Genomic DNA, 13,681 nt, shown 5'->3' with positions numbered 1-13,681 from the left:
TTTTGACCTCCAGCTAAAGCAGGAGGCAATTCATTTTAAAATATACTATTTCGAAGCTTCTCTAAAATCCTTCAAAACCTGATCGATAACCCAAGTTGTTCTAGCTCCAGAAGTTCCTTTAGATGGAGAAGTTCCATTACCCAAAAGATCAGCAATCACAGTTTCGATAAATGGTTGTTGAATATGCAGCGGATTTTCTATTGTAATGGTTTCTTTTTCTCCGTTAACATATTGAATATGTAGAGGATCATTTCCAAAAGTAGAGAAAGAGATTTTTCCTTTATCACCAACTATTTCAGTATTATCGTAACGTTCAAAACTCGCAAAATTCCAGATTCCCGATCCGTGAATTCCATTTTCAAATAAGAAAGACATCGAAACCGCATCTTCAGCAGGATATGCCATTAATTGAGAAGAAGCGTGTCCGCGAACTGATTTTATCGGACCCAAAACAAAATCAAGAAAATCTAAAGTATGACAAGCTAAATCAACAAAAATTCCACCTCCGGAAATATGAGGAAGAACAGTCCACGGAAGATTGATTTCATCATCATAACGTTTCTCAAAAGGATGGTATAAAACACAATTTACATGTCTAATAGTTCCTAATTTTCCTTGGTCGATTATTTCTTTAATTTTTAGAAAACGAGGAAGACCTCTTCTGTAATAAGCAACAAATAATGGAACATTGTGTTCTTTACATACGCTGATCATTTCGTTGCATTCTTCAAAAGTCAAAGCCATTGGTTTTTCAACATAAACAGGTTTTCCCGCTTTGGCGCATAAAATGGTGTATTCTTTATGAGAAGATGGAGGAGTAGCAATATAAACGGCATCAACCTCTGGATCATTGATTAAATCCTCAGCTTTAGAATACCACTTTGGAACATTATGACGTTTTGCATAATCTTCTGCTTTAGCCGCATCTCTTCGCATTACTGCCACTAAAGCCGAATTTGGAGCTTTTTGAAAAGCAGGTCCGCTCTTAACTTCGGTTACATTCCCGCAGCCAATAATTCCCCATTTTATAATTTCCATTGTTTAAGTTTTTAGTTTCTCAAATTTAAAAAAGGTTTGCCACGAATTACACTAATTTCCGCGAATTCTTTTTTTATTTGCCACATATTAAAGGATTTTTACTGATTATTAAAGTAAAACATAGATACTAAAATCATTTTTAATCCTTTTAATCTGTGGCATGAAATAATTAGACACGATTTACAAATCCGATTTAAATTAGTGGAAATTAGTGCAATTCGTGGCAAAAAAAATAACCACGAGATTCACAAAAATAAATTCGTGAATTCGTGGCTAATAAAATTAAGCTTAAGGTCTTACTTTTTCGGTAAAGAAGTAAAGCCCATATTGTAAAGCGTAAACGCTTGTATGTCTACATTTTCTTGAATAGAAGCGGCAACAGATTTTCCTGCTCCGTGTCCTGCTTTAACATCGATTCTAATTAGAACAGGGTTGTCTCCTGCTTGTTTTTCCTGTAACTCAGATGCAAATTTGAAACTGTGTGCCGGAACTACACGGTCATCATGATCTCCTGTAGTTACCATTGTAGCAGGATATTTTGTTCCTTTTTTAACGTTGTGAACTGGAGAATATCCTTTTAAATACTCAAACATTTCTTTGTTATCTTGAGCTGTTCCGTAATCGAAAGCCCATCCTGCACCTGCTGTAAAAGCATTGTAGCGAAGCATGTCCATAACTCCAACCGCTGGTAAAGCTACTTTCATTAAATCTGGACGTTGTGTCATCGTTGCGCCAACTAATAATCCTCCGTTAGATCCTCCGCGAATAGCTAAATAATCTGATGAAGTATATTTTTGAGCAATTAAATATTCCGCAGCAGCAATAAAATCATCAAATACATTTTGTTTTTGAAGTTTAGTTCCTGCATCATGCCATTTTTTTCCGTATTCACCACCACCTCTTAAGTTGGCAACTGCATAAACTCCTCCATTTTCCATCCAAACCGCATTGGCAATACTGAAACTTGGCGTTAAGCTAATGTTGAATCCTCCGTATCCGTAAAGTATAGTTGGGTTTTTACCGTCTAGTTTTGTTCCTTTTTTATACGTAATAATCATTGGAACTTTTGTACCGTCTTTTGAAGTGTAGAATACTTGTTTTGATTCGTAATCTTCGCTTTTAAAATCAACTTTTGGTTTTTGATATATTTCAGATTTACCAGATTTTGGTTCAAAAGAGTAAATACTTCCAGGAGTTGTATAATTTGTAAAGCTGTAATACAAAGTTTTTTCGTCTTTTTTACCACCAAATCCAGAAGCAGTTCCAACAGCAGGAAGTTTGATTTCTCGAATCAATTTTCCGCTGTAATCGTACTGTTTTACAAGAGAAACAGCGTCTTTTGTATAATTAGCGAAAAAGAAACCGCCACCAGTTGTAGGATTCAATACATTCTCAGTTTCTTTAATAAAATCTTTCCAGTTTTCCATTTTAGGATTTGCAGCATCAACTGTAACTACACGCACGTTTGGTGCATTGTAATCCGTTTCTATAAATAATTTGCTTCCTTCATTTTCAATAATAGAATAAGAGTTGTTAAAATTATCTACAATAGTAACAATTGGACTATTTGGTTTAGTCAAATCCTTAATATACAATTCGTTTCCGTAAGTAGAATTGGCAGCAGTAATGATCAAATAGTGATCGTCTTCAGTAACATAACCACCAACATATCTTCTTTTTTGATCTGCTCCAAAAATTACTTTATCGTCTTTTTGAGCAGTTCCTAACTTATGAAAATACAATTTATGCTGATCTGTTTTTGCAGATAATTCGCTTCCTTTTGGTTTGTCGTAGCTAGAGTAGTAGAAACCTTCGTTTTTGTACCATGAAATACCGCTGAATTTTACATCAACCAAAGTATCTTCCAAAACTTTTTTAGAAAGGGCATCAATAATAATCACTTTTCTCCAGTCACTTCCTCCCTCAGAGATAGCGTAAGCAGCTTTGTTTCCATCTTTAGAAAAATCTAAACCACCAAGAGAAGTTGTTCCATCTTTAGAAAAAGTATTCGGATCTAAGAAAACTTCTTCTTTTCCGTTCTGATCTTTTCGGTAAACAACAGATTGATTTTGAAGTCCGTTATTTTTAGAATAATAAGTGAATTTCCCTTCTTTATATGGAGCACCGATTTTTTCGTAATTCCAAAGCTTTTCCATTCTTGATTTTAGTTCATTTCTAAACGGAATCTTATCTAAATAACCATACGTTACTTCATTTTCAGCTTTTACCCAAGCTCCGGTTTCAGCAGATTTATCGTCTTCAAGCCAGCGGTAAGGATCGCTTACTTTTGTATCAAAATATACATCAACGGTCTCTCCTTTTTTAGTTTCAGGATATTTGATTTTGTTTTGAGCAAATGAAATTCCTGCAGTTGTGATTGCCATTAATAAAAGAGTTTTTTTCATAGTTAATTTTTATCTGTTGTAACAAAAATAGTGCTTTTTGTGAGATTGGTAAACATTTAACCGCAAAGTGCACAAAGTCTTTTTGCAAAGATCACAAAGCATGGTCTCAACTTGGTGTTCTTTTGCAATTTTTCTTTATTTCCTTTGCGGTCAATCAGGAATTATAAATTAAAATTAACTCCCAGTACAATATTTCTACCAATATTCGGAATACCGTCTGTTTTTAATCTTGAAAGGTGTGCGATATATTTTTTATCAAATAAATTGTTTCCGTTTAAGTTGATGTCGAAAGCCGTTTTTCCTAGTTTTACAGTTCCTCCAAAACCTAAATTAACCAAAGTATAACCTTTAGAAGCCGTTTCAAATCCACTCACATTATCCTGAGCAAAAGTTGAAGAAACATTCAAAGAAGCAAAACCTTCGCTTAACCAGTCTTTGATATTGAATTCAGTTCTCAAAGTGTTATTCCAGTTATTTGCAGGAATTAAAGGCAGGTAATCTTTGTTTTCTTTTTTACCAGTAACAGTTTCAAAACTAGTTTCAAAATGCAACCAGTCTAAAGGATGCGGGTGAAAGTGTAAACCAACCTCTCCACCATACAATTGTGCATTATCCTGAACATAAGCAAAAACGTCATTGTCTTCTAAAACTTCTCCAGTCGGCGAAGTGTAGATGTAATTGTTTACGTGATTGTAAAATCCGTTTACAAAGAATTCGAAATGCGTGTTTTTATATTCTAAATTCAAATCAGTCTGAACGTTTTGTTCTGTTTTTAGATTTGCATTTCCAATTTCATAGCGGTTTGTTCCTTCGTGAACGCCGTTTGAAGTTAATTCTGCTAAGTTTGGCGCTCTAAATCCAGTTGCAACATTCAAACGAAGTGTTAGAGGTTCAGCCAGTTTTGTTTTATATCCTAAAGAAGCATTAAAACTATCGAATGATTTGTCAAGTGGTAAAAAATAACCCTCTTCACCTTCTGTTCCGTGTGCGATAGAAGTTACATTTCTGTTGTCAAAACGCAATCCAGCTTGTAGAACGCTGTTGTCCCATTCGTAATTTGCAGTTCCAAAAACTCCAAAATCGTTTGTTGTCGCATCCGGAATTAAATATTCTTCGCCAGAATTTTTGTTTGTCTGATGCATTCCCTGAACTCCTAAAATAGTTTCAATTTTTCCGAATTTTGGGAAATGATATTTCGCATTATAATTGAAAGTATTCAACTTCATATGAAGAGAAGCTTCATTGCTGTCTTCAAATTCGCTTCTGTCATTTGCAATGTAACCCAAATCGACATCTAACTTTGAGTTTTCAAAGAAAATCACATTATTCAAACTCAATAAATGATTGAAAATTCCTTGTCTTGGAAATTGAGTGTCTTTGCTGGAAGATTGTTCTGCAATTCCGTCTTCTGGAATTCCGATATCCAATTTGTTGTAGTTGTATCGTAGAACACTAGAGAAAGTCGAATTGCTGTATCCTATTCCTGTTTTAAAATCAGTTTCGTTATAACGTGAATTTGTTACACGGTCGCCGTCGGCAATTTTGTAGTCAGAATGAGTGTTATAACCTCCTCTAACCAAGAATTTCCAATTATCTGTAGATGTTTTTAATCCGATAGAAGAATTGCTTCCTTCCGTATTAGTGAAATATTTTTGACTGAAATTAGCTTTAAAAGTGCCTGCATCAGCAAATTTTTCAGGATTGAAATATAAAACTCCACCTAAAGCATCAGAACCGTATAATAAAGATGCAGGCCCTTTGATTACTTCGACACTTTCAATTCCGCCATCGTTTAATCCTAAACCATGTTCGTCTCCAAACTGCTGATTTTCGATACGAACCCCTTGAGAATAAACCAAAACACGATTTCCGCTTAATCCGCGAATAACTGGTTTTCCGATAGAAGTACCCGTAGAAATCTGAGAAACTCCAGGAATTGTTGCCAAGCCTTCAATTAAAGTTGAGGTTCCTTTTTGTTGCAAAGTTTTAATGCTTTCGTGCTCAATTTTCATCACGTTTTGCGATTGCAATTTGTTGAAAGGCGTTGAAACGACTACTTCATCCATTTCTAAAATAGATTCTTCGAGCGTAATGTCTAAAGTATTTTGCTTTAATAATTTTGCAATTGTTTTATTTTGATTGGCATATCCAACATAAGTAAAAGCAATACGAAGGCTTCCGTTTGGAAGATTGTTTATTTCATATTTTCCGTTTGCATCTGTCGTTGTTCCTTTGTGTAATTCGGGAGCGTAAACAGAAACTCCAGGCAATGGATTATTTTGGTTGTCAGTTACAGTTCCTGAAACTGAATTTTGAGCAGAAATAATGCCCGAGAACCCTAAAATTAGGGCAATTATAAATTTTTTCATTTGAAAATGATGCTATAGTTAATTTGAATTTTTTCTTCGAACAAAAAAACAAAAGCAACTGCAAAGCATTCTGACCCCAATTTGAATCAATTAGGATTAGGAAACTCAACGGTTTTTTGAATTTAAATTAAAAGAAATGTGATTTTTTAAAATCGAAAATTTAAGAAACTAAAGCAACAGGAGGCCCTCGTAAGAAATACGAAGAGGATGAAATTGAAAAAATCTTCTCTGAAAACGGGAAGAAATAAGGAGTTTCGCGATCAAAAGAATGAAATTGAAAAGAGAAATCCTGCGGAATAATAAAGGATTCAAAAGCAAAATGACAAACAAAACAAACGTCATAATCACTGTGCTGGTGGGTTATTTCACCATTTGGATCATTGTAATTATGATGGCATTGTTTTTCTGAAAGTTGTTTTACAATATGCTCATAACTGTGTATCGACTGAAACAATATCGAGAACAATATTGTCACAGCAAAAGATAAACTTAATATGAGCTGTTTTCTTTTCATGATTTGCAAAGGTATAAAGATTAAATAGAAAATTCATTTATTTTTTATGTTCAAGTCCTTGTTCATTGAAAAATATGCAACAATTAATTTTATTCGGCATCAAAAAGAGAATATTTGTATTTCTTTTCACTACTACAGAAACCATTATATTATATTTGTATATGAAATAAATACAGCTCGAAAGACGTTTATTTCTAAAACCCCTATTAAAACCAATTTTAAGATATGCGAATTATTTTCAGCTGTTTATTTTTACTTACTTTTTTAAACTCTTTTGCACAAGGAGAAGTAAAGCCCGAAGTAAAACCAATAGTTAAAATAGATTCATTGTATAGAGAAGATCAGTTTTATTTTACGGTAACCTATAATATGTTTACCGATATTCCGATTAGTTTTAAACAGAACAAATTCTCTCTAGGGCTTTCAGGTGGTTTTCTTCGCGATATGCCAATTAATAAATCGAGAACAGTTGCAATTGCTGCTGGTTTAGGATTAAGTTATCAAAATTATTATCAGAATTTAACCATTTCTAAAGATGCTGCAGGTATCATAATTTATGGTGTAAACAATTCTAGCGAATTCGTTTCAAACCGTTACAGACAATATTCTGTAGATCTTCCAATAGAATTTAGATGGAGAAATTCAACTTACGAAAGCACTAAATTCTGGCGTATTTATGGCGGAGTGAAATTGAGTTATATTTTCTCCAGTACTTCTCTTTTAGATGATGGAGAAAATACTTATAGAATTAATAATAATAAAGACATCAATAAATTCCAGTACGGACCCTATATTGCGGCTGGATACAACACCTGGAATGTTTATTTGTACTATGGCCTAAATCCGTTGTTTAATACAGCAACTACTTTGTCTGGCGAAAAGATTACGATGAAAACTTTAAATGCGGGGCTTATCTTTTATATTTTATAACCACAGGTATAAAAACAAAAGCTGCGGCATTAAGCCCATAAATAATCCGATTAATATTTCTCTCGATGTGTGAGCGTTCATTTCTAAGCGCGAAGATGCTACAACTCCAGATAACAAAATGAGTAATGCTGGCCAAAACGGATTATGCATTTGAAAATGGATGTTTAGACCGATTACAAAAATTGTAAATCCGGAAATGGCAACCATATGCAAACTTGCTTTTATTTTGAAAAGCACACAAACCAAAGCCAAAATAATACTGAACAAAGCTCCGAGAAAAAAGAAATGAAGTTCGGGATAACGCGTGATAACAATGCTTCTTTTTACCAACAAAATATACAAAAAACATTGTAAAACCAACGGAATGGTTCTTTCTGAAGTCTGACTCAGCATAATTGATTTTACATGTCCAGTTGATTTTAAAAGTAAATAAAATAAAACTGGAACAATCACATTAATGACAATTATCTGAATTAAAACAAAGTACTTTTCCTGTGTACTGAAAACATCTCCCGCAGCATATAAATAAAACAAAGTAGCGTACACCGATAAAAAAATCGGATGTAATATATAGGAGAAAAGGGGAAGTATCTTTTTCAAAAGGTTCAAATTTGTGGTAAAAAACAAATATACAGAAATATTATTTTTTGCCACAAATTGTACAAATTTTCTCGAATTTCTTTTATTTCAGTTCGATTTATTAAAGCTAAAAACTATTATTAAAGAGAAGAAAAATTAGTGCAATTAGTGGAATTCGTGGCTAACTTTATCGAGAAAAAATGTGTTTTTTTAAGGAAAATCACAACTCTTTTCGATCTTTAATGTTTAATTTTGAAAAAAAGAAATTTCTAAATGAGCCTAAATTCAAAAGACCTAATCTCAGTTGTAAATGCCAAATTTATTGGCTCAAAAGAAGCTGTTTTAATTGAGCATATTTCAATTGACAGCCGTTCACTGCAAAACGGATCACAGACTTTATTTTTTGCTTTGAAGGGCGTGAACAATGATGCTCATTTATTTATTCCCGATTTGATAGAAAAAGGAGTCCAAAATTTTGTGGTACAATATATTCCTGAAAATTGTGCTGAAAAAGCTAATTTTCTGGTTGTTGAAAACACTTTAAATGCACTTCAGGAATTTGCCGCCTATTATAGAAATCTTTTTCATATTCCAGTTATTGGATTGACAGGAAGCAACGGAAAAACAATTGTAAAAGAATGGCTTAACTTTTTGCTGAGTCCAGATTATAACATTGTCAGAAGTCCAAAAAGTTATAACTCGCAGGTTGGCGTGCCTCTTTCCGTCATTTCAATTAATGAAAAACACAATTTAGGAATTTTTGAAGCCGGAATTTCGACAGTTAATGAAATGGTTAAGTTGGAGAAAATCATTAAACCAAACATTGGTGTTTTAACCAGTATTGGTTCAGCACATGATGAAGGCTTTTTGAATTTAGTGCAGAAAATTGATGAAAAACTGCTTCTGTTTAAAGATTGCCCAATCATTATTTATCAAAAAAATGAAGTCGTAGATGCTTGTTTATCTCAATTTGTTGCTGAATATATGCAGCATCCGCGAAAACTTTTTTCATGGAGTTTTACAGATCAAAAAGCAGATGTTTTTATCTTGAAAAAAGAAATTAAAAACGATCATACTACTATTGAATATCAATACAAAAAAGAAAATTTTACGTTAGAAATTCCTTTTAGCGATTCTGCTTCAGTAGAAAATGCTATTTCTTGTCTGTTGGTTTTATTGCATTTTGATTATGACCAAAGCACGATTCAGAATAGGATTAAAATGTTGTATCCTGTTCAAATGCGTTTGGAAGTAAAGAACGGAATCAATAATTGCAGCATAATTGATGATAGTTATAGTTCTGATTTTCAGTCTCTAAAAATTGCTTTGGACTTTTTAGAAAGTCAGAAAAAAAATGCCTCTAAAACGGTTATTCTGTCTGATATTTTTCAAAGCGGATTCTCAAATGAAGAATTGTATTCTAAAGTGGCCGATTTAATTGCTTCGAACAAAATAAATCGTGTTATCGGAATTGGAGAAACCATTAGTGCTTTTGCGGATAAGTTTTCGAACATTATTATTTTTCAAACCAAAAATGAATTTATTGATGCAATCGAAAGTTTGAATTTTACTAATGAAACCATCCTTGTAAAAGGTGCAAGATCTTTTCATTTTGAAGAAATAGTTTCGCTTCTGGAAGAGAAAACACACGAAACGGTTCTAGAAATTAATCTCGACGCAATTAGTCACAACTTCAATTATTTCAAATCAAAACTGGCTCCAAACGTAAAAATGATGGTGATGGTGAAGGCTTTTGGTTATGGAAACGGAGGTTTGGAAATTGCTAAATTATTAGAACATCATAAAGTAGATTATTTGGGTGTCGCTTTCGCGGATGAAGGAATCTCGCTTAAAAACGGCGGAATAAAATTGCCGATTATGGTTTTAAATCCCGAATCGACAAGCTTTCCATCTATTATTCAATATCAGTTGGAACCTGAAATTTATAGCATAAAAGGATTAAATGCCTTTTTGAAAATAGCACGCGAAAAGAACTTAAAAGATTTTCCTATTCATATCAAAATTGATACTGGAATGCATCGTTTAGGTTTTGAAGAAAATACACTTCAGGAATTAATAGATACTTTGAAAGGAAATTCGACCGTTCGCGTTCAAAGTGTTTTATCGCATTTAGCAACCAGCGATGATCCAAAACATTACGATTTTGTCAATCAGCAAATTGCTTTGTTTGAAAAATTGTCTTCTAGATTGATTTCAGAATTGAATATCAATCCGATTCGACATATTTTGAATACTTCTGGAATTAGCAATTTTCCGAATGCGCAATATAATATGGTGCGTTTAGGAATTGGTTTATATGGAGTTTCTAATGATCCAGCTGAACAAAAATATTTAGAAAATGTGGGAACTTTAAAATCCATTATTTCTCAGGTGAGAACTATTCCCGCAGGCGACAGCGTTGGTTACGGAAGACGTTTTATGGCAGAAAAGGAAACAAAAATTGCTACAATCCCAATTGGTTATGCAGACGGAATTGCAAGATTATGGGGAAATGAAGTTGGTTTTGTCACAATCAAAAATCAAATGGCCAAAATCGTTGGAAGTGTCTGCATGGATATGTTGATGGTTAATGTAACCGAAATAGATTGTAAAGAAGGTGATTCGGTAATTATTTTCGGCGAAAGCCCAACCGTTATTGAGATGGCTGAAGCATTAAAAACAATTCCATACGAGATAATGACTAGTATTTCGCAAAGGGTAAAAAGGGTATTTTTCCGATAGTATTAAAAACTTTCAATAAAATTCCGTATTTTCGATAATCATTTAACGTAAAACTAAAAATTAATCAGATATGGGATTTTTTTCAGAATTTAAGGCATTTGCAATGAAAGGTAACGTAGTTGACCTTGCTGTTGCGGTAATCATTGGAGCTGCTTTTGGTAAAATTGTAAGTTCATTTATTGAAGATGTAATTACACCACTAGTATTAAAACCTGCTTTAGATGCAGCTCACTTATCAAGGATAGAAGATTTAACCGCTTTTGGAGGAGTTAAATACGGTATGTTTCTTTCGGCAGTAATTAACTTTATTATCGTAGCCTTTGTTTTGTTCTTGATTATTAAAGCATTAAATAGCCTTAAAAAGAAAGAAGAACCAGCACCAAATCAGCCTGCAGCACCAACTCAGGAAGAATTGCTTACAGAAATTAGAGATTTATTAAAAAATAAATAAAAATATAATACCGCTACACTAAGTCTAACTTAACCGCCTTCTAAAGAGGCGGTTTTTTTACAAAATGTTTATTTTATAACATTTTGTTATTTTTTGTGAATCACCTTGTCAAGACTTTTATTATACTTATTTTTGCCCTACAAATTAGATTAATTGATTATTTAAAAATATAAAAATGAGAATTGCAGTTGTAGGTGCTACCGGAATGGTTGGCGAAGTAATGCTTAAAGTTTTAGCGGAAAGAAATTTCCCTGTTACAGAATTAATTCCTGTTGCTTCTGAAAGATCAGTAGGAAAAGAAATTGAATATAAAGGAACAAAATATAAAGTAGTAGGTTTACAAACAGCTGTTGATATGAAAGCTGATATCGCTGTTTTCTCTGCTGGTGGAGACACTTCATTAGAATGGGCACCAAAATTTGCTGCTGCAGGAACAACCGTTATCGATAACTCTTCTGCTTGGAGAATGGATCCTACTAAAAAATTGGTAGTTCCAGAAATCAATGCTGATGTTTTAACTAAAGAAGATAAAATCATTGCAAACCCAAACTGTTCGACAATTCAAATGGTTTTGGCTTTGTCTCCTTTACACAGAAAATACAATATTAAAAGAATTATTGTTTCTACTTACCAATCTATTACAGGAACTGGTGTAAAAGCGGTAAAACAATTAGAAAACGAATACGCTGGAGTTCAAGGCGATATGGCTTACAAATATCCAATTCACAGAAATGCAATTCCACATTGCGATAGTTTCGAAGAAAACGGATACACTAAAGAAGAAATGAAATTGGTTCGCGAAACTCAAAAGATCTTAGGTGACAACACAATTAGAGTTACGGCTACTGCAGTTCGTGTTCCAGTTGTTGGAGGTCACAGTGAGGCAGTAAACGTTGAGTTTACAAATGATTTTGACGTGAATGAAGTTCGTGAAATCTTACACAATACTGATGGAGTAGTGGTGCAAGATAATTTAGATACTTTTACATATCCAATGCCATTGTACGCAGAAGGTAAAAATGATGTTTTTGTTGGAAGAATCCGTCGCGACGAAAGCCAGCCAAACACATTAAACATGTGGATTGTTGCTGATAACTTAAGAAAAGGTGCTGCAACAAACACAATCCAAATTGCTGAATATTTAATTCAAGCTGGATTGGTATAAGCCAGGAGATTAAAGAAAATTGTTATAATAAAAAAACCGTAATTGCAGTAATGTAATTACGGTTTTTTTATTATATTGTTTTGACTTTTTAGTTTCTTAGGAGTTGGATTATTCTTCTAAATTATTAAATAAATTAAACGCGATGCCATTTCCAATTGATGTAAAATATATAATCGAAGCAGAAGAAGAACTAGGGTTGGAATTTCCTCCTTTGTTTAAAGAAAAAATGATAGAAGAAAATGGAGGAGAAGCTCAAACAGAAGATGATGATTGGAATCTTTATCCGTTTTTTGATAAAAGTGATAGAAAGAGAATAAGTAGAACTTGCAATCACATTATTTTAGAAACAAAGCAAGTAAAAGAATGGGGTAATTTTCCTTTAAATGCTATTGCTATTGGGGGAAATGGTTGTGGAGATCAATTGATTTTGCTTCCATCGAAAAACGATAAAATTCTAGATGATATAGTTTATTTCTGGTGCCATGAAACTGGAAAGATCCAGAAGGTGGCAGAAAATATTCAAGAATTAATAGAGGAATAAAATGAGATTGAATGATAAACCCGATAGGTTTTTTAAACCTGTCGGGTTTACATGTGTTAGAAAAAAAAGGCAAAAATCATCGATTTCCGCCTTTTTGATATTTAATATTCTCGAGTCAATTATAGTTCAGATCTTTTTAAATCTGTAGTAATTGGAATTTGGAATTTAAAAATATTGGAATTTAATATTTAGTATTCTGGAGCCAATTCTAACTCCAAACCTTCTAAATCTTCAGTAATTGGAATTTGACATCCTAAACGACTATTAGATTTTACGTAAAACGCTTCAGAAAGCATTGCTTCTTCATCATCTCCCATTTCAGGTAATGCAACATCATTTAGAACATAACATTGGCAAGAAGCGCACATGGCCATTCCACCGCAAGTTCCTTCAACAGGAAGTTCGTATGCTTTGCATAACTCCATTATATTCATTGCCATATCAGTAGGAGCTTGTAGTTCGTGAATAACTCCTTCTCGATCTTTAATCTTGATTAATACATCCATTTTTTAGTATTGGAATTTTATTGTAGAATTTGAAAACGTGTCAAATTCTGTAATTAATTTAAAAATTTTTCGATTACTGTTTTAGGCTTTGTATAAATGTGATAATAACGAAAAAAGACTTTTTAGCGCTTTTTATGAGCGTCAGAAATTTAGGTCTTTTCGCTGCAAAAACATTAGTCGAAAAAAACAATTTTGTTTATTACATAATATTTACCACAGTTTCGATTTGTGGTGCATATTTTTTTATTGTTGTTTCAACTCCTGCCTTCAGTGTCATTTGATTAACGCTGCAGCTAATACAAGCTCCTTCCAAACGAACTTTTACATGTTTGTCGTCTTCGATAGAAATCAATGAAATATCGCCACCGTCAGACTTTAAAAATGGTCTTATCTCATCTAAGGCCAATAAAACATTGTTTGTTAATTCTTCTGTTGTCATAA

The 13,681-nt window shown here is 33.1% G+C and carries 12 protein-coding genes; 5 read left to right on the top strand and 7 right to left on the bottom strand.

Annotation, left to right across the window (positions count from 1 at the left end):
* Positions 1-45 precede the first annotated feature (45 nt).
* The 4 genes from K6T82_RS16675 to K6T82_RS16660 all read right to left on the bottom strand — a co-directional run bounded on the left by K6T82_RS16675 (position 46) and on the right by K6T82_RS16660 (position 6,326).
* On the bottom strand, positions 46-1,038 hold the full coding sequence (locus K6T82_RS16675; protein ID WP_223707873.1) for a Gfo/Idh/MocA family protein: 993 nt from the start codon (positions 1,036-1,038) through the stop codon (positions 46-48).
* 296 nt (positions 1,039-1,334) lie between these two features.
* Positions 1,335-3,443, bottom strand: a complete 2,109-nt coding sequence (locus tag K6T82_RS16670) for a prolyl oligopeptidase family serine peptidase (protein WP_223707871.1) — start codon at positions 3,441-3,443, stop codon at positions 1,335-1,337.
* A gap of 161 nt (positions 3,444-3,604) precedes the next feature.
* Entirely contained in the window at positions 3,605-5,812 is a 2,208-nt protein-coding gene (locus tag K6T82_RS16665) for a TonB-dependent receptor (RefSeq protein ID WP_223707863.1), read from the bottom strand.
* Between the two features lie 160 nt (positions 5,813-5,972).
* Positions 5,973-6,326, bottom strand: a complete 354-nt coding sequence (locus tag K6T82_RS16660) for a hypothetical protein (protein WP_223707861.1) — start codon at positions 6,324-6,326, stop codon at positions 5,973-5,975.
* 225 nt (positions 6,327-6,551) lie between these two features.
* Here K6T82_RS16660 and K6T82_RS16655 point away from each other — a divergent pair, with 225 nt between their 5' ends.
* Positions 6,552-7,256, top strand: a complete 705-nt coding sequence (locus tag K6T82_RS16655) for a porin family protein (protein ID WP_223707859.1) — start codon at positions 6,552-6,554, stop codon at positions 7,254-7,256.
* Here the strand turns inward: K6T82_RS16655 and K6T82_RS16650 are convergent.
* Positions 7,251-7,856 (bottom strand): hypothetical protein, encoded by a 606-nt coding sequence (locus K6T82_RS16650; protein ID WP_223707857.1) that lies wholly within the window; start codon positions 7,854-7,856, stop codon positions 7,251-7,253. The genes K6T82_RS16655 and K6T82_RS16650 overlap by 6 nt on opposite strands.
* Positions 7,857-8,108: 252 nt before the next feature.
* Here K6T82_RS16650 and K6T82_RS16645 point away from each other — a divergent pair, with 252 nt between their 5' ends.
* The 4 genes from K6T82_RS16645 (at position 8,109) to K6T82_RS16630 (ending at position 12,734) form a co-directional block, all read left to right on the top strand.
* On the top strand, positions 8,109-10,577 hold the full coding sequence (locus tag K6T82_RS16645) for a bifunctional UDP-N-acetylmuramoyl-tripeptide:D-alanyl-D-alanine ligase/alanine racemase (protein ID WP_223707854.1): 2,469 nt from the start codon (positions 8,109-8,111) through the stop codon (positions 10,575-10,577).
* A gap of 70 nt (positions 10,578-10,647) precedes the next feature.
* Positions 10,648-11,028 (top strand): large conductance mechanosensitive channel protein MscL, encoded by a 381-nt coding sequence (gene mscL / locus K6T82_RS16640; RefSeq protein ID WP_091490638.1) that lies wholly within the window; start codon positions 10,648-10,650, stop codon positions 11,026-11,028.
* A gap of 175 nt (positions 11,029-11,203) precedes the next feature.
* A complete protein-coding gene (locus K6T82_RS16635) occupies positions 11,204-12,193 on the top strand; it encodes an aspartate-semialdehyde dehydrogenase (RefSeq protein ID WP_223707852.1) in 990 nt (329 codons plus the stop codon).
* 142 nt (positions 12,194-12,335) lie between these two features.
* A complete protein-coding gene (locus tag K6T82_RS16630) occupies positions 12,336-12,734 on the top strand; it encodes an SMI1/KNR4 family protein (RefSeq protein ID WP_223707844.1) in 399 nt (132 codons plus the stop codon).
* A 188-nt stretch (positions 12,735-12,922) separates the two neighbouring features.
* Here K6T82_RS16630 and K6T82_RS16625 read toward each other — a convergent pair whose 3' ends face one another.
* On the bottom strand, positions 12,923-13,240 hold the full coding sequence (locus tag K6T82_RS16625) for a 2Fe-2S iron-sulfur cluster-binding family protein (RefSeq protein WP_091490641.1): 318 nt from the start codon (positions 13,238-13,240) through the stop codon (positions 12,923-12,925).
* A 199-nt stretch (positions 13,241-13,439) separates the two neighbouring features.
* Positions 13,440-13,679 carry a NifU family protein gene (locus K6T82_RS16620; RefSeq protein WP_057116000.1) on the bottom strand — a complete coding sequence of 80 codons (240 nt, stop codon included), beginning with the start codon at positions 13,677-13,679 and terminating at the stop codon, positions 13,440-13,442.
* Positions 13,680-13,681 lie beyond the last annotated feature (2 nt).

Source organism: Flavobacterium potami (assembly GCF_020026915.1).
In the GTDB taxonomy this organism is placed as follows: Bacteria; Bacteroidota; Bacteroidia; order Flavobacteriales; family Flavobacteriaceae; genus Flavobacterium; species Flavobacterium potami.
Note: the sequence above shows the minus strand (reverse complement) of the source record. Positions and strands in the feature narration are given on the sequence as shown.